Genomic DNA, 15,271 nt, shown 5'->3' on the forward strand with positions numbered 1-15,271 from the left:
CAGGGCGCCGCCGGCGGGCGGCGCATCCTGCGTCAGTTGAAGAGCCGGTTTGGCAGCCACAGCGCCAGATTCGGAAACTCCAGCACCAGCGCGAGCGCAATCAGCTGCAGCAGCACGAACGGAACGATGCCGCGGTAGATGTCACCGATCGTGACCAGATCGCGCGCCGTCCCCTTGGTGTAGAACAGCGCAAAGCCGAATGGGGGCGTCAGGAAACTCGTCTGCAGATTGATCGCAACGAGGATCGCGAACCAGTAGACGGTATCCACCGATGCAACGTGATCGCCGAAATCGAGCAGTTGGACGATCGGCGCGAAGATCGGCAACACGATCAGCGTGATCTCGATCCAGTCGAAGAAAAAGCCCATGACGAAGACCATCAGCATCAGGATGCCAAGGATGCTCCACGGCCCGAGCACTCCCGTGTCGATGAGCGACAGGACAAGCTCCTCTCCGCCGAAGCGGCGGAACAGATAGCTGAACGCGGTCGCGCCGACGAAGATGAAAAAGATCATGGAAACCGTGGTCAGCGAGCGGCCCAGAACCTGGTTGAGGCCGGGCAGGCTCAGACGGCGCCGGAAAAGCGCGAGCGCAAGCGCTCCGAGCGCGCCCACGCCGGCCGCTTCCGTCGGCGTGGCCCAACCGCCGAGGATCGAGCCGAGAACCAGGCCGATCAGAAGCGCGGGCGGTATGAAGCCGTAGGCCAGCTTGCGGGCAAGCGCCCGTTTCTCGTCATCGGTCAAAGGCGTCGATGCGCGGGGCGCAAGCTTGGGCCGCATAAAGCTGATCGTGACGATATAGACCAGGTAGAGACCCGACAGGATCAGCCCCGGAACGAGCGCCGCCATGAACAGCTTGCCGACCGAGATCGTCAAGAGGTCGCCCATGATCACAAGCATGATCGAGGGCGGGATGAGAATCCCAAGCGTTCCCGATGCGGCGATCGTTCCCGTCGCCAGCGACGGCGCATAATTGTTGCGCAGCATCATCGGCAGTGCCAGCAGGGTCAGCATGGCGATCGATGCGCCGATGATCCCCGTCGAGGCGGCCAGGATGGTCCCCATCAGCGTCACCGACAAGGCAAGACCTCCCGGGACGCGGCGCATCAGCGTCTGAAGCCCATCCAGCAGGTCCTCGGCGATGCCGCTCTTCTCCAAGAGCGTGCCCATGACGACGAACATCGGTACCGCCACCATGACCGGATTGGCGACGATGCCGCTGAATATCCTGTTGATCAGCAGCGGCAGGTGGACGAAGCGGATCTCGCCCATCGCCAGCCCGATCCCGGCAAAGACCAGCGACACGCCGCCCAGGACGACCGCGACGGGCAGGCCCGAGAAGATGAACAACGCGAGGCTGACGAACATGATGATGGGCAGCCATTCAGCAAACATGCCAAAGTCCTCAGGTGGCGCCGCGAGCGGCTACGGATCGGGATAAAACGGAGTGTCCGGCGTCTTGCCGCCGGATCGCAGCGCGTCGATGCAGCGTGCCAGGATCGACAATGCCGACAGGATCACGAGCGCGAAGCCGATCGCCAGGAACGATTTGATGATCCAGCGGTTGGGAAGCCCGCTGCCGCCGACCGAGCCCTCGCCCGTCGCCCAGGCCCGCAGCGCGTAGTCGATCGAGAAGTGAAGCAGAAACCCGAGATAAGGGATCAGGAACAGGACAATACCGGCCGTTTCAAGCCAGATCTTGGTCCGCTGCGGAAAACTCTCGCGCAACAGATCGACACGGACATGCGCGTCTTTCAGATAGGTCGCGCCGAAACCGAGCAGCATGGCCGCGCCGTGCAGGTGCCATTGCAGTTCCTGCAGCAGGGTCGATCCGGTGTTGAAGAACTTCCGGCCGACCACGTCGTAGCCGATGACGAAGGCCAAGCCGAGCAACAGCCAGCCGCCGACGAAATGGCCCGCGCGCGGAAGGGCCGCACATGTACGCGCAATTGTCTGAAACATGGGTCCGTCCGGTCGCTCTGGGCCCCTCCCGACCGTTCGGCCGGAAGGGGCAGCATGCGGATCAGCGAGGCGTCAGCGCAGATAGCCGAGATCGCGCCAGATGGCGTAGTTCTCTCGGAATTCGCTGTAGGAAGCCCACGTCCGCGCGAAGTCGGCGTCTTCGGACAGTTCATCGACGACCTCGAGCCATGCCGTCCGCATCGCTTCGAGGATCTCCGGAGACCAGGTGTGCAGCGTCACGCCCTGCTCCTGCAACTGCGCCAGCGCGTCGAACTGGATCGCCTCGCCCCAGGCGATCGATTCGGTGACGGCCGAGCGGCAGACTTCGTTGACGATCGCCTGATTGCGCTCGCCCAAATCGTTCCAGACATCCAGATTGATCAGCAGAGAGAAGAGCGAGGTCTGCTGATGCCAGCCCGGGAAATAGTAGTGGGAGGCATAATTGTTCATGCCGAGAGCGAGATCGAGGGCCGGCATCGAGATTTCCGCGGCATCGATCGTTCCCAGTTCGAGTGCCGGAACGGTGTCGCCGACCGGCAGGGTCTGGGCCGAGACGCCGAGCTTTTCCATCACACGGGCGCCAAGGCCGAAGAAGCGCATCTTCTTGCCCTGCAGGTCATCGAGCGTTTCGATGGGTTCGCGGAACCAGCCCGATGCCTCCGGCGGGATCGTCGAGCACAGGACCGGCTTGACGTTGTGGCCGGCGGAGATCTCTTCCCAGATTTCCTGGCCGCCACCGTGATAGTACCAGGCAAGATATTCGGGGGCCTCGGGGCCGAACGGCACGGAGGTGAACATCGCCGCCGACGGAATGATGCCCTGCGCGAAGCCCGGTGAATACCAGGCGGCATCGACGGCACCGGTGGAGACGGCATCCCACGCCTCGGGCGCCGGCACGAGCGCGCCGGGCTCGTTGAAGTTGAGCGACAGGTCACCGCCGCTGATCAGGTCCATGCGCTTGCCGATTTCCTGACCGATCTCGCCGATAATCGGGAATGTGCCGGGATAGACGCTGGTCATTTCCAGCGTCTGTGCGTGCGCCAGTGTCGTTGCACTGACCGCAGCGGCGAGCGCCGCGAGGCGCATGTGTGATTTGATGGACTTCATGGTCTTCCTCCCTTGTTGAAAAGCTGTCGGTGCTATGCCGGAGCACCCGGACTTCGGCCGCCATCGGCGGCGAGCCACTCCTCGATGGCCAGTTCGAACGTCACGCATACGAGGTTCTTGCCGCGCACGAAGCGCCCGCCGCCGATGCGGCCGTCAGGTCCTGCGATCATGCCGTTCAGGACGGCCACCGGTTTTCCGCCGGAGGCCGCCCGGACTTCACCCGCAAGGCCCACCACTTCGACGGCAGGGCCGTAGACCACGGTCTCCGATCCGTCACCGCAATCCACGCAGGCGTCCGTGAGGCTGCCCAGGCTGCCGCGCACGAAGCCATTGAGGACTCCGGGCTCGTCGCAGACCGCCTCGACGGCCTCGACCAAATCCTCGTTTGGCCTGACGCGGCCATAGACCACGCGCCCCACCGAACCCGCCTCGGCGCGTACAAACCCGCCCATCAAGCCGCCTCCCCGATGGTGACGGGCGCAAACACGGCATGGTTGGTTTCGGCGTCGGGCGCCTGCCGCACGTCGATCCGCTCGAAGATGGTCGCGCGCAGCCGCAGCCCCCCGGCGCCGACGATGCAGCGAACCGGGTCGAGATGCCCGCCCCCAAGCGCACCGGTCGCCGGCAGTGAAAACCATGCATGGCTGTGAACCATGCGGGTGCCGTCGACAGACCATCCGATGGTTGCCGAGCCGCCAAGCACCATCGTGTCGGTGAAGCTCATCCAGTCCGAATAGGTCGCAACCGTATGCCCGGTCGCATCGGACGCGGCGAGACAGTGCACGCACTGTGAAAACGCGCCCGACAGGAGCGTGAACACGGCGGCTGGCGCGTCGCCGGCGGCATCGACCAGACCGGTCAGAAGATCGATGCCCGCCGGAAGCGCGACAATGGCCGCCCGCGCCGACGGTTCGCTGGCGGTCACGAGCCGCAATGCTGGGGCAGGACCGGGGTGGCGCATGGAACGCGGCTCAAAGCGCGTGGCGACATCGGCGATCATCGCGCCTCCTCCGCCAGATCGTCCTCGGCCTGCAGTCGCTCCAGAAGCGCCTGCCTGACGAGGTTCTTCGTCACCTTTCCGTAGCCCGATCGCGGCAGCTGTTCGAAGCGCTCGAACCGCTTGGGGATCTTGTAGGATGCGATCTTTCCGGTCAGGTGGGATTTCAGGTCGGGCAGCGGGGCATCCGGGCTGCGCGGCACGATCGCCGCCACGCCGATCTCGCCCCATTTGTCGTCCGGAATCCCGACGACGCTGACCTCGCAGACATCGGGATGGGCGGCCAGCTTCTCTTCGATTTCCAGCGGATGGATGTTCGAGCCGCCCGAGATGAACATGTCGGACTGGCGCCCGGTGATGTACAGGAAGCCTTCGTCATCGAGATGGCCGACATCGCCGGTGCGGAACCACCCGTTCCGGAAGGCGGCGGCATTGGCGGTGTCATTGTTGTAGTACCCGCTGAACACGGCCGGCCCGATGACGCATATCTCGCCGGTTTCGAACGGGCCCAGACGGCGCCCTTCGGCATCCTGGATTTCGATCCGCATGCATGTCCGCGTGTAGCCGCAGGTCCCGATCCGCGCCTCCGGACCGTCCTCGACCGCATGCAGGTGCGGCGGCAGGACCGTGATGTTGCCGGTCACCTCGCCCAATCCGAAATACTGGACCAAACAGGGGCCGAGCTTGTGCAGGGCCTGTTTCTGATGCGCTCGCAGCATCGGCGCGCCGGCATAGATGACGTGTCGCAGGCTGGTGTGGTCGAACCGGTCGGCCGCTTCGTGCTCGGCCAATGCGGACAGGATGCTCGGCACGGTGAAGATGTTGGTTATCCGGTACTTCTCGATCAGTGCGAACACGGCAGCCGGATCGAGGCTGCCGGGATCGGACAGGACGGTGCCGACACAGCGCGCCACCTGAACCAGCTGGTGGATTCCGGCGCCATGCGAAAGCGGCGCGACAACGAGCGAACGGTCCGCCTCGGTCATGCCGGGCATCAGATCGGCAAGGTGGTTGTTGATCACGAATGCCATCTGGCCGTGGGTCAGCACGCCCGCTTTGGGGCTTCCCGTCGTGCCCGAGGTCAGGAAGAACCAGCAGGGATCGTCACGCTCGACAGGCGCCGCATGGAACCGGTTGCCGTGACCCGCGCGCACCAGATCGCCATAACGGTATTCGCCCGGCCGCGGTTTGCCGATACAGATGGCCAGCCTGGCACCGGCCGCAAGCGCCGCATCGGCATGGCCGGCAAAAGCCTCATCGTAGATGACGGCCGACGCGTCGGTTGTCTTGGCGATATGGGCCACGTCATCGGGCACGACGCGATGGTTCGTGGGCACCCAGACGGCGCCGATCTTGAAGATGGCGAACATCGTCTCGAACATTTCGTTCGAGTTGCGCGCGTGAACGACCACCTTGTCGCCACGGCCGATACCCAGCTTGCACAGCGAGTTCGCCGCCCCATCGACGCGGGCGTCCATTTCCGCCCACGTCCAGACGCGATCACCGCTGACGATCGCCTGGCCCGTGGGATAACGGCGGGCCGCTTCGGTGAGCAGGTCACCCAGATTCATCACTCGGTTCGAGACGCGCTGCATGACCGGAGCTCTAGCGAAGACGTTCGAGGATGGAGACGTAATTGGCGACCGCAGCACCGCCCATGTTGAAGACGCCGGCCAGTTGGGGCGCATCGAGCTGCATCTCGCCGGCATCGCCGCATAGCTGCATCGCTGCCATGACATGCTGCGACACGCCGGTTGCGCCGATCGGGTGACCCTTGGACTTGAGGCCACCGGACGGGTTGACCGGCAAGCGCCCGTCGCGCGCCGAAATGCCCTCGTCGATGACGCGGGCTCCCTCGCCCGGCTCGGCCAGACCCATCGCCTCGTACTCGATCAGTTCGGCGATGGTGAAACAGTCATGGGTCTCGACGAACGAAAGATCCTCGTTCGTGACGCCAGCGGCGGTGCGGGCCGCCGACCATGCGCGTGCCGCGCCCTCGAACACGGTTGCCGACCTGAGGCTCAACGGGAGATAGTCGTTGACCTGTTCGGCCGCGCGGAAATGGACGGCCTTGTTTGCCGTGCGCAGTGCCGTCTCCGTGCCGGTCATCACGAGCGCGGCCGCGCCGTCGGAAATCAGCGAGCAATCGCTGCGCCTGAGCGGGTCGGCAACAAGCGGGTTCTTGTCGGACACCTGCCGGCAGAATTCATAGTCCAACGCCTTGCGCATGTGCGCACAGGGGTTTTTTGCACCGTTCTGGTGGTTCTTGGCCGCGATCCGGGCCAGGCTGTCGCTCTTGTCGCCATATTTCTGGAAATAGGCGCGGGCGATCCCGGCAAAGACGCCGGCGAACCCGCCCTGAACGTCCGCTTCCTGCTTGTGATACGATGCGCCGAGCAGGATTTCGCCCACTTCGGAGGTCGGCGTTGCTGTCATCTTCTCGACGCCGACGACAAGAACATGCCGCGCCGTCCCGCTTTCCAGCGCGCGCAAACCCGCATGGATGGCCGCTGAGCCGGTGGCGCAGGCGTTTTCCACGCGAACAGCCGGCACATGGCGCAATTCCGGCACGGCAAGCGCAACCAAGGCACCCAGAAAATCCTGCCGCCCGAAACCGTTGTTGAAGGCACCGACAATGACGGTGTCTATGTCTGCCGGCTCCAGCCCGGCGTCGGCAATGGCCGGACCAGCGACCTCGGCGATCAGCGCCTCGGCATCGACGGCCTCGGACTTGCCGAACCGTGAATGTGCCCATCCGGTGATGCATGCTGACATGTTGCCCTCCCGCCTGTCAGCCGCATGTTATGGTCGGTATGGAGCAAATTCTTGCCTGATTATCTTGATATGCATACTAATTGAACATACTATGTGCTTGATTTTCCAATTATGAGCATGTGCGATGCCTCACATTGACGATACGGATCGCCGGATTCTGCGTGTGATGCAGGAGGACGGATCGTTGACCGTCTCGGAGATCGCGGAGCGGGTAGGACTGTCGCAATCACCCTGTTCCAGGCGCATCAGCCGGCTGACAGAGGAAGGCATTATCCGCGGCAAGGCCATCCAGCTCGACCGCAAGAAGCTCGGTTTCGACGTTATCGTTCTGGTCCGGATCAAGCTGACCGAGCATGGCCGCCAGGCGCTGAACGTGTTTCAGGAAGCCGCAATGCTGATCCCCGAGGTGCAGGTGATCCAGCTCATGCTTGGCGAGTTTGATTTCAATGTTCGCGTCGTGGTGCGCGACATGGACCATTTCCAGACGCTGCTGCGCGAGAAGCTGGTCATGCTTCCCGGCGTCCAGGAAATCCAGAGCACGGTCATTCTCGAGGAGATGAAGTACACGACCTCGCTGCCGCTTTGAGAGGCCCGGGCGTTGTTCGTGCTCTCATGACCAAGCGGTGGGACGCCCTCTTGCCCGGATGCTGCCGTCTGCACATGCGACGCCACAACCGGCGCCATGGCCGAGCAGGGAACCATAACGCCGGCAATGCGTTTTCAGCGCGTGGCCGATACCAACCAGCAAAAGTTGAGCATGGCGCAACGATCGGCGGTTCCGGGCGACACTGGCCTCGGTGCCGCAGCATCGCTTGACCGGGACGCGCCAACATCGCCGCGCCGGCTCAGCGCGCGCGCATGGTGGTCGGCCCTGAAGGCAACGGCGACCCGGGCGGCCGATATGGATGTCAGCTTGCGGTGTGCCGGCGTGGCGTTTTTCGGCTTCTTGTCTGTCTTTCCCGCCCTGAGCGCGGCGGTCTCGCTGTTCGGCCTGATCGCCAACCCGCTGGCGATCGCCGACGCAAACCTGGCGATCGCCATCGCCTTGCCGGTCGAGATCACGACCGTCATCACCGAACAGGCGGCTGCCTTTGCCGCTCGCGAAACCAAGCTGGGCATCGGGCTGGCCGTCAGCCTGGCGATCGCACTGTGGACCGGTTCGCGCGGCATGAACGCGCTGATTTTCGCGATCACCAAGGCGCATCGGGAAACCGATACACGTGGCTTTGTTGCCGGTGCCGTCACCTCGTTCATCGCGACCGTCAGTGCCTTCGTCACGCTCGGCATCCTGCTCATCGCCGTGACCGTGCTGCCGACGCTTGCGCTCATCTGGCCATTCGCCGAATCCCGCGAGAGCGCCATTTTGTGGCTGCGCTGGCCGGTGGTCGCGGTCGTGCTGTGGGTGGCTGTGCTGCTGCTTTTCCGCAATGCGCCCCACCGGCGGTCGCCCGAAACGCGCTGGGTGGTGCCCGGCGCGATCCTGGCGACGGCGCTGTGGCTGCTCGGTTCGGCCGCCCTTTCCTTCTTCATCGAGAATTTCGGCCGCTACGACGCGACCTTCGGCTCCATCGCCGCGGCCGCCGTGTTCATGCTGTGGCTGTACGTCTCGGCCATCGTCCTGGTCTCGGGCGCGGCGCTCAACGCCGAACTGGAATGGCGCACGCGAAAGGACACCACTGTGGGGCCGGACCGGCCGATGGGTCAGCGCAACGCCTATGTGGCGGACACGCTGGCCGCCGATGCGGCGGATCCAATGTGCGAGCGAACACATCCGACCAACAATCGACATGAGGAGACTGGCGATGGCCAAACCCGATAGCAAAACGACGAAACTCACCCGCAGCGATCTGGCGTCCGACGAGATGGGCAACAATCGGTTGCAGGCAAAGGATCAATCCGATGTCCGCAACCAGCGGAAGGCGGTACCCGACGTCAAGCAGGAGGCGGACGGCGTCATCGAGAGTTTCCAAAAGCTGGACAAGGATGAACGTGCAGAGCGCGATCTGGGCAAGGGTAACGCCTGAGCGGAGCCGGATCGTTCGTACCAACACCGAGGAAACCGCATGATCCATCGCCTGAAGATCACTGCCATAACGCCATTGGCGCGCAACGTCTTCCAATACGATCTCGAAAAGCCGGAAGGGCTCGTCTTCGAGCCCGGTCAGGCCGTCGATGTCTCCATCGGCAAGGAAGGATGGGAAGACGAGAAGCGCCCGTTCACCTTCACATCTCTGCCCTGCGACGACCGGCTTCAGTTCATGATAAAGAGCTATCCCGATCATGGTGGCGTGACCGAGCAGCTTGCGCGTCTGATCGTCGGCGACATGCTGATCATCGACGAGCCGTTCGGCACCATCGCCCACAGGGGTGAAGGCACGTTCATTGCCGGCGGCGCCGGGGTGACACCGTTCATCGCGATCCTGCGTGATCTCCAACGGCAGGGCCGGCTGGCCGGCCATCGACTGCTGCTGGCCAACAGGACCGAGCGCGACATCTTCCCGCAGGCCGAACTCGACGCGATGGCCGGCCTCGACGTCACCCACATATTGAGCGAAGAGCAAGGAACGCAGCACGAAACCGGACGCATAGACCGCGCTTTCCTCGAGCGCTCGATCGACGACCTGTCGCAGAAATTCTATGTGTGCGGCCCGCCGCAAATGGTCGAGGATGTCAACGACGCGCTCAAACAACTGGGTGCCGAACCGGACGGGCTGGTCTTCGAGGAGTGACCAGAGGACGGAGGCTCCGTCCTTGCTTTTCATATGTCCGGCCCGGCCTGCCCCTCTCCGCAGCGGGCCCAATCCGCGCCGCGTTCCAACTTCCAAACACCCGAGCGGTTAGGGTGGGCCGTCCCGACCTGCCGGCCACGCATCCATAGGCATTTTTTGCGCGATAACATGAAACCGATGTGGTCACACGGGCGTTTGTTACGCGACGGCAACCACTTCGCGCGGAGGTATATCGCGATGGCGCAAAAAGAACATGACACGACAGTTATTCGCACCGGAGGCGGAGGGGCAGGATGGTTCATCGCCGCCGTTCTGGCCGTGATCCTGCTCCTTGGCGGGTATTTTCTTCTGACCGGCGGCGTCTTCGAGACGCAGCGCTCGGTCGACATCGACGTCCAACTGCCTGCCGCCGAGGGCCAGCAGTAACACCCCAGCCGGAGGCTCCTGCCTTCTGACCAAGCCGGATGGCATCCGGCAATCAATCGAGAGGAAAACTTCGATGACCTTCAAGAACGCCACACTTGCCGCACTCGTGGGGGCCGCGGCCATCGCCGCCACGCCTGCCGCCGCTCAGACTGCCGGCGTGCAACTGGGCCAACTGGTCTGCCAGGTCGATGACGGAACCGGCTTCATTTTCGGTTCGTCCAAGGACCTTTTGTGCACCTTCACGCCGGCCAATGACAGTTTCGCCGAGGAAACCTACACCGGTGTCATCAACAAGTACGGCATCGATGTCGGCGTGACGGGCGAAGCCGTCATCCTGTGGACGGTTGTGGCTGCCGAGGAGGACGTCTACGAGCCCCGCGCGTTGACCGGCACCTACACGGGCGCCACCGCATCGGCGGCCTTCGCCGCCGGCCTGGGCGCCAATGTGCTGGTTGGCGGCTCGGAGACGTCCTTCGCGCTGCAGCCGGTCAGCGTTTCGGTCACCGAGGGCGTCAATGTGGCCGTCGGCATCGCCGAAGTCATCCTGAACTGATCGGCAGACCGGCCTGCACGACGGGGCGCACGCCCCGCCGTCAGCCGCCGAACGACAATTGAAAGACCACCAACATGATGATGCAGCCCCCGGACGATCCGAAAATCAAGCGAGACGAGCGGCTGTCCGAACTGGCGACCCTTCAGGTCCGCCACACCGACGCCGCCAACGGGTACGATGCCGGCCTGGAAAGCGCCAATGCGACAATGGACCCGGTTCTGCGCCGGCTGTCGGACATGCATCGCGATTGTGCCGAGCAGACGGCACGCATCCTGGTCGCCCATGGCGGCGAACCCGATCCCGACGGGTCCTGGTTGTCATGGGTGCACCGGTCGGTGATGGTGGCCCGCGGCATGATCGACGGACTGGGCGCGGACGTCATTCCGGGCCTGATCGACGGGGAAAAGCGGGTACTCGAACAGCTCGACCGGGTTCTGGAACAAACCCATTGGACCGACGTCGATCGCAATGCGCTGATCGGCCAGCGTGACCGGATCGAGGCCGAAATCGCCGAACTGAACGCCATGAAAGCCGACACCGGCGGTGCAACATCATAAGAAAGCCGACCAGCCGGCGCAGCCCTCTTTGAAGCTGGCCGCTGGCGCGCCGTCGCGCAACGACGCATCCGTGACACGCCGACCGGCTCCCCGAAGGCGAGCTCAGTCAATACATCGAAACGCTGACGGATCCTGGCCGGTGCGTTGACTGCTGCTGCTTCCCTGGGATCCGGTCTGACGCCCCGATCGTGTGCCGGTCGCCCACCAAACAAGATTCTGATCTCTGCAGAATGAAAGGACCACGACAACGAAGCCATGCGACCCCATGGGGGCCGCCTGGGTTCGACCGGCTGTGTTCTGGCACGTCTCCGGGTGTTGGTCACTCCGCCGCCTGCCCCTGCCGCTGCCGCGCGATGGGCAGCGGTTCCTGCGGCTCGAACAGGAGCTGGCGCTGCGGGAACGGAATGTCGATTCCCGCATCGTCCAGCGCCTCCTTGACGGCCTTGATCACATCGAGCTTGGTCCGGTAGAAATCGTCATTGGTCGTCCACCAGCGGGCGCGGATGTTGACCGAGGAACCGGCAAGATCGGCAACGCCGGCGTCGGGCGCCGGATCGTCGAGTACCGTGTCGAACGAGCCGATGGCATCAAGGATGACCGCCATCGCCCGATCGAGATCGGTATCGTAGGCGACGCCGAACTCGTACTGCGCGCGGATGGTGGGCGTGCGCGTGACCACCGTCATCGCATTGGTGAACACTTCGCCGTTCGGAATGGCGATGTCGCGGCCGTCGAAGGTGCGGATCCATGTCGAGCGTGTCGAGATCGCCGTGACAATGCCCTCATGATCACCAAGCTGGACCCAGTCGCCCCGGCTGAAAGGCTCGCGCAGCAGGATCAGGATGCCCGCGAGGAAGTTCTGCAATATGTCGCGGAAAGCAAAACCGATCGCCACCGAGCCGACGCCCAGGACCGAAAGGAGTTCGGCGGCACCGACGCTTGGCGCAACAATGCCGACAGCGGCCAGGAAACCGGCGAAGACGACGCCCAGATGCGCCAGACGTCCCAGCGCGTTGCCAAGGCCATCATGGTTCTTGGTGCTGGCGACCCTCCGGACAATACGGCGAACGCCCATCGCGACGAGATAGAACAACGCGAACACGACGAGCGCGATCGCCAGTTTGGGGAGCATGGCGAAAAAACCGTCGACCAGCGTTGCCAACGTTCCCCATGCGTTTTCGACTTCGTCGGACAGGGCGCCGACGACCTCGGTATTGCCTTGGTATTCCAATGATTTCTCCGGAATTCAGGGGTTTATTCGTCGCCTGCCTCGTCTTCGCCGACCAGCCGGCTGGCGAGGAGGAGCCCCGCGATCGCGGCGATGAGAGGCAGCGCGGTGGTGCCCGAACGGCGAATGGCGACGAGGCCGGTGGCGAGCGCCGCGCTCTTGACGGCGGCGGATCGCGAATTGCGGCGACGGGCGCGCGCTGCGAGGGCGGCATTGACGATAACGGCCAGCGCCGCGATCGCCAGGAAGATGGCGGACATGATGACCAGCGCGACCAGCAGATCGTAGCTGCGCGCGATCGCCACGGTTCCGGCGGCCGCGCCGAAGCCGACGGCGAAAAGGCCGGCGATGCCGCCCACCGCATAGAACGCCGCAGCCGAGATCCAGCGCTGCTTGCGGCGCTTGAAATCGGCTGCGGTCAATTGCGTGATCGTTGTCAGCGCGGTGATCATGTTACCTGCGCATCAGGATGGCGGCGAGAAAACCGATGCCCGCGGCGATGCCCAGCGCCTGGATCGGGTGCTGCCGCACGGCGGTACCGGCCTTCACCTCGATCTCGTTGAGTTGGCGCGTCAGGTCGTCGATGAGCTGATCGCTGGTCTTCTGCAAGGCCATCGCGGATTCGTCGCCCCGTTGCTTGGCTTCTCGGACGCCGGCACCGGCCACCTTGCTCAGGCGGTCCGTCACGGCGGCGACCTCCTCGCGCAAGGCTGCGATCTCGGCGCCAAGATTCTCGGACTTGGTCGTCGAGGCGCTGCTGCGCGCCTTGCTCCGGCCCGTGGATTTGGTAGCGGTTGCGGTCATAGGACCCTCCTTTCGCGGGCTAAACGCGCCGCCCGCGAACGGGTTCCATACAGATTTGCTGCAATGCGCCCATCACGGCGGGCCCGCGGCGTCAGCATGCGGTTGAGCGCCGACAGGGCCTCGACGCGCTCGGCGACGGCATTGAGGACGACGAGCATGGGAATGGAGACCAGAAGGCCGGCAAAACCCCAGAGCCAGCCCCAGAACAACAGCGACAGGATGATCGCCAGCGGCGCGATGTTGACGCGGCGTCCCACCATGTTGGGCGTGACGAAATTGGCCTCGATGAAATTGATCACCAGATAGGCCGCTGCCGGCACCAGCATCTGAAAGATCGTGCCGAATTGGACGATACTGACCGCCAGAAGCAAGGCCGCACCGATCGTCGGACCGACGAACGGCATATAGTTGAGCACGCCGACAACGAATCCCCAGAAGATCGGCATCGGCACATCGAGCGCCCAAAGGACGAGCCCGACCACCGTGCCAAGACCGATGTTGATCAGTGTCGTTACGAAGAAATAGTGGCTGACATCGCTCTCGACGCCTTTCCACAACCGCGCGGCTTCGAGTTTGGAGGCCATCGTGCTTGCAGGAATGGTCGCCAGCGTGAGGAACGGGTTGCGGATGGCGAAGATGAAGCCGAAAATCGTCAGCGTCACCGCGATGCTGCCCAGGCCGCCGGCGAAGTTCGATGCGATCTGCATCCACAGATTGCCCTCGCGCACCACCACCTGCTCGACCTCGGTTGCTTCGCCCTCAAGAGCGCCACCCACCTCCTTGCCGACATCGACGATCGCTTCGCCGACCTTCTGCGCCTCGGCAAGCGATGTCTGGAGGCTGAACACCTTGCCGCGCAACTCGCCGATCATCTGCGGATAATCCTGGATCAGAGTGCGGGCGGGCGCGGAGACAAACAGTGCGAACAGCACCAAAGCGCCACACAGGATGGCGATCATCACGATCGCGGCGGNCGAAGATCGGAATGAAAACGGCCTTGGCCAAAGACAAGGCGGCGACGATGGCGATCAGAAGCGCAATCGTCGCAAGCGAGCGGAACAGGTAGCTGTCATATCCGATCATTGGCAGAACCGCGCCCCGTCAAACGGGGCGCGGCCTCTCTTCTGGTTACATCGCCGGGGCGACCAGGATCACCGCGTCGGGATCGTTCTCATAACCAGAGCGCGAAAATGCCTGATGGCTTTCAAGCTGCTCGGCCGTCAGGCTGGTCTTGATCACCGACCAGTCGAACGCACCTTCGGCGCGCGCGATCATGAGGTTTTCGAGCGACACGGCAACGGGCTTCTCGCCAAGGCCGAGGAATCCGCCCACATCGATGATCACGGCCTGAACCTGGCCGTCGCCGCCGATCAGCACATCGCCGACTTCGCCGACATCCTCGTCGTTGGCTCCATGAACGTCCATGCCGATCAGACGGTCAGCCTCGAACGAGGCCTCGACGATCGGCACATAGTCGCGATCGTCGCCGGCCATCGCGGTTTCGGTGTCGGGCATGGGGTCGCTTTCGGCGGCGGTTTCCGTTTCGGTCATGTTCTCGGCCTCGGCGTTGGCATCGGCCGCCGCCATGGTCTCTTCTTCGGCCCCGCGGTCATCGGTCATCATCGCCTGCTCGCGGTTGGTGAGAACCGAGCGGTCGAAGCCGGGAGCTTCATTGAGCTGCTCGTCGGTCAGATCGCCGACCAGCCAACGCTCGCCGTCCGGTCCGGCCCGCCAGCTCAATTGATCGATGGAGATCGCCACTTCCTTTTCGCCGATGCCCAAAAAGCCGCCGACGCCGGCAATCACGGCCATCACATCGCCGCTCGTCGAAAAGACGACATCGTTGACGTCGCCGATGCTTTCGGCGTCATCGCCGGTGCCGTTGTAGATGTAAGAGCCGATCAGATTGGTGGCGAGCATGTGGGCCGCGTCGGCATCGTAGAAGGTGGACGCGTCTGCCGCCATCTCGCGGTCGAAGACGCCGCGTGTCGCGTCGGTGCCCGCCTCCGCGGCAAAGGCCGCAGCGCTGCCCAGTGTGACCAGGGCGGTGGTAGTGGTCATAAGGCGTTTCAGCATGATAGTCTCCCTTGTGGGTTGCTAAACTCACCCGCCCGGCTGAAGCAATTTCGCGGTT

19 protein-coding genes are annotated in these 15,271 nt (G+C 63.8%); 7 read left to right on the top strand and 12 right to left on the bottom strand.

The window, feature by feature from the left end; genetic code table 11:
• Positions 1 to 32: 32 nt before the first annotated feature.
• From DEM25_RS09695 to DEM25_RS09725, 7 genes are all read right to left on the bottom strand, one after another.
• Entirely contained in the window at positions 33 to 1,394 is a 1,362-nt protein-coding gene (locus DEM25_RS09695) for a TRAP transporter large permease (RefSeq protein ID WP_109766545.1), read from the bottom strand.
• A gap of 30 nt (positions 1,395 to 1,424) precedes the next feature.
• Positions 1,425 to 1,961, bottom strand: a complete 537-nt coding sequence (locus DEM25_RS09700; RefSeq protein WP_109766544.1) for a TRAP transporter small permease subunit — start codon at positions 1,959 to 1,961, stop codon at positions 1,425 to 1,427.
• 72 nt (positions 1,962 to 2,033) lie between these two features.
• Positions 2,034 to 3,068, bottom strand: a complete 1,035-nt coding sequence (locus DEM25_RS09705) for a TRAP transporter substrate-binding protein (protein ID WP_196780343.1) — start codon at positions 3,066 to 3,068, stop codon at positions 2,034 to 2,036.
• 32 nt (positions 3,069 to 3,100) lie between these two features.
• Positions 3,101 to 3,520 (bottom strand): PCC domain-containing protein, encoded by a 420-nt coding sequence (locus DEM25_RS09710; protein WP_109766543.1) that lies wholly within the window; start codon positions 3,518 to 3,520, stop codon positions 3,101 to 3,103.
• Entirely contained in the window at positions 3,520 to 4,068 is a 549-nt protein-coding gene (locus tag DEM25_RS09715; protein ID WP_109766542.1) for a PPC domain-containing DNA-binding protein, read from the bottom strand. The genes DEM25_RS09710 and DEM25_RS09715 overlap by 1 nt, the downstream gene beginning before the upstream one ends.
• On the bottom strand, positions 4,065 to 5,660 hold the full coding sequence (locus DEM25_RS09720; RefSeq protein ID WP_109766541.1) for an acyl-CoA synthetase: 1,596 nt from the start codon (positions 5,658 to 5,660) through the stop codon (positions 4,065 to 4,067). The genes DEM25_RS09715 and DEM25_RS09720 overlap by 4 nt, the downstream gene beginning before the upstream one ends.
• 10 nt (positions 5,661 to 5,670) lie before the next feature.
• On the bottom strand, positions 5,671 to 6,840 hold the full coding sequence (locus tag DEM25_RS09725; protein WP_109766540.1) for an acetyl-CoA acetyltransferase: 1,170 nt from the start codon (positions 6,838 to 6,840) through the stop codon (positions 5,671 to 5,673).
• A 124-nt stretch (positions 6,841 to 6,964) separates the two neighbouring features.
• Between DEM25_RS09725 and DEM25_RS09730 the strand changes: the two genes are divergently transcribed.
• The 7 genes from DEM25_RS09730 (at position 6,965) to DEM25_RS09760 (ending at position 11,105) form a co-directional block, all read left to right on the top strand.
• The gene (locus DEM25_RS09730) at positions 6,965 to 7,426 is read left to right on the top strand and encodes an Lrp/AsnC family transcriptional regulator (RefSeq protein WP_109766539.1); all 462 of its coding nucleotides are present in this window, start codon (positions 6,965 to 6,967) and stop codon (positions 7,424 to 7,426) included.
• A gap of 171 nt (positions 7,427 to 7,597) precedes the next feature.
• Positions 7,598 to 8,659 carry a YihY/virulence factor BrkB family protein gene (locus DEM25_RS09735; protein WP_158585228.1) on the top strand — a complete coding sequence of 354 codons (1,062 nt, stop codon included), beginning with the start codon at positions 7,598 to 7,600 and terminating at the stop codon, positions 8,657 to 8,659.
• The gene (locus DEM25_RS09740) at positions 8,643 to 8,864 is read left to right on the top strand and encodes a hypothetical protein (RefSeq protein ID WP_109766537.1); all 222 of its coding nucleotides are present in this window, start codon (positions 8,643 to 8,645) and stop codon (positions 8,862 to 8,864) included. Before DEM25_RS09735 ends, DEM25_RS09740 begins: the two co-directional genes overlap by 17 nt.
• 39 nt (positions 8,865 to 8,903) lie before the next feature.
• Positions 8,904 to 9,569, top strand: a complete 666-nt coding sequence (locus DEM25_RS09745; RefSeq protein WP_109766536.1) for an FAD-binding oxidoreductase — start codon at positions 8,904 to 8,906, stop codon at positions 9,567 to 9,569.
• Between the two features lie 237 nt (positions 9,570 to 9,806).
• Positions 9,807 to 9,995 carry a hypothetical protein gene (locus tag DEM25_RS09750; protein WP_109766535.1) on the top strand — a complete coding sequence of 63 codons (189 nt, stop codon included), beginning with the start codon at positions 9,807 to 9,809 and terminating at the stop codon, positions 9,993 to 9,995.
• Between the two features lie 73 nt (positions 9,996 to 10,068).
• Entirely contained in the window at positions 10,069 to 10,548 is a 480-nt protein-coding gene (locus DEM25_RS09755) for a DUF992 domain-containing protein (protein ID WP_109766534.1), read from the top strand.
• Between the two features lie 74 nt (positions 10,549 to 10,622).
• Entirely contained in the window at positions 10,623 to 11,105 is a 483-nt protein-coding gene (locus tag DEM25_RS09760) for a DUF2383 domain-containing protein (RefSeq protein ID WP_109766533.1), read from the top strand.
• 319 nt (positions 11,106 to 11,424) lie between these two features.
• On the opposite strand, the gene DEM25_RS09765 is transcribed toward DEM25_RS09760, so the two are convergent.
• The 5 genes from DEM25_RS09765 to DEM25_RS09785 form a co-directional block, all read right to left on the bottom strand.
• Positions 11,425 to 12,336 carry a mechanosensitive ion channel family protein gene (locus tag DEM25_RS09765; RefSeq protein WP_109766532.1) on the bottom strand — a complete coding sequence of 304 codons (912 nt, stop codon included), beginning with the start codon at positions 12,334 to 12,336 and terminating at the stop codon, positions 11,425 to 11,427.
• Positions 12,337 to 12,359: 23 nt separating this feature from the next.
• Entirely contained in the window at positions 12,360 to 12,785 is a 426-nt protein-coding gene (locus DEM25_RS09770; RefSeq protein WP_109766531.1) for a hypothetical protein, read from the bottom strand.
• A 1-nt stretch (position 12,786) separates the two neighbouring features.
• Positions 12,787 to 13,137, bottom strand: a complete 351-nt coding sequence (locus tag DEM25_RS09775) for an ElaB/YgaM/YqjD family protein (protein WP_109766530.1) — start codon at positions 13,135 to 13,137, stop codon at positions 12,787 to 12,789.
• The gene (locus DEM25_RS09780) at positions 13,134 to 14,102 is read right to left on the bottom strand and encodes an AI-2E family transporter (protein WP_500797124.1); all 969 of its coding nucleotides are present in this window, start codon (positions 14,100 to 14,102) and stop codon (positions 13,134 to 13,136) included. The genes DEM25_RS09775 and DEM25_RS09780 overlap by 4 nt, the downstream gene beginning before the upstream one ends.
• Positions 14,103 to 14,265: 163 nt before the next feature.
• Positions 14,266 to 15,213, bottom strand: coding sequence for a PRC-barrel domain-containing protein (locus tag DEM25_RS09785; RefSeq protein ID WP_109766528.1), 948 nt, complete (start codon positions 15,211 to 15,213; stop codon positions 14,266 to 14,268).
• Positions 15,214 to 15,271: the final 58 nt, after the last annotated feature.

Origin of the sequence: Oceaniradius stylonematis (assembly GCF_003149475.2) — a bacterium.
GTDB classification, from domain to species: Bacteria; Pseudomonadota; Alphaproteobacteria; order Rhizobiales; family Rhizobiaceae; genus Roseitalea; species Roseitalea stylonematis.

Coding starts and splice junctions, on each gene's coding strand:
- DEM25_RS09695 (WP_109766545.1), bottom strand. CDS start 1,394: ATGTTTGCTGAATGGCTGCCCATCATCATGTTCGTCAGCCTCGCGTTG.
- DEM25_RS09700 (WP_109766544.1), bottom strand. CDS start 1,961: ATGTTTCAGACAATTGCGCGTACATGTGCGGCCCTTCCGCGCGCGGGC.
- DEM25_RS09705 (WP_196780343.1), bottom strand. CDS start 3,068: ATGAAGTCCATCAAATCACACATGCGCCTCGCGGCGCTCGCCGCTGCG.
- DEM25_RS09710 (WP_109766543.1), bottom strand. CDS start 3,520: ATGGGCGGGTTTGTACGCGCCGAGGCGGGTTCGGTGGGGCGCGTGGTC.
- DEM25_RS09715 (WP_109766542.1), bottom strand. CDS start 4,068: ATGATCGCCGATGTCGCCACGCGCTTTGAGCCGCGTTCCATGCGCCAC.
- DEM25_RS09720 (WP_109766541.1), bottom strand. CDS start 5,660: ATGCAGCGCGTCTCGAACCGAGTGATGAATCTGGGTGACCTGCTCACC.
- DEM25_RS09725 (WP_109766540.1), bottom strand. CDS start 6,840: ATGTCAGCATGCATCACCGGATGGGCACATTCACGGTTCGGCAAGTCC.
- DEM25_RS09730 (WP_109766539.1), top strand. CDS start 6,965: ATGCCTCACATTGACGATACGGATCGCCGGATTCTGCGTGTGATGCAG.
- DEM25_RS09735 (WP_158585228.1), top strand. CDS start 7,598: ATGGCGCAACGATCGGCGGTTCCGGGCGACACTGGCCTCGGTGCCGCA.
- DEM25_RS09740 (WP_109766537.1), top strand. CDS start 8,643: ATGGCCAAACCCGATAGCAAAACGACGAAACTCACCCGCAGCGATCTG.
- DEM25_RS09745 (WP_109766536.1), top strand. CDS start 8,904: ATGATCCATCGCCTGAAGATCACTGCCATAACGCCATTGGCGCGCAAC.
- DEM25_RS09750 (WP_109766535.1), top strand. CDS start 9,807: ATGGCGCAAAAAGAACATGACACGACAGTTATTCGCACCGGAGGCGGA.
- DEM25_RS09755 (WP_109766534.1), top strand. CDS start 10,069: ATGACCTTCAAGAACGCCACACTTGCCGCACTCGTGGGGGCCGCGGCC.
- DEM25_RS09760 (WP_109766533.1), top strand. CDS start 10,623: ATGATGATGCAGCCCCCGGACGATCCGAAAATCAAGCGAGACGAGCGG.
- DEM25_RS09770 (WP_109766531.1), bottom strand. CDS start 12,785: ATGATCACCGCGCTGACAACGATCACGCAATTGACCGCAGCCGATTTC.
- DEM25_RS09775 (WP_109766530.1), bottom strand. CDS start 13,137: ATGACCGCAACCGCTACCAAATCCACGGGCCGGAGCAAGGCGCGCAGC.
- DEM25_RS09785 (WP_109766528.1), bottom strand. CDS start 15,213: ATGCTGAAACGCCTTATGACCACTACCACCGCCCTGGTCACACTGGGC.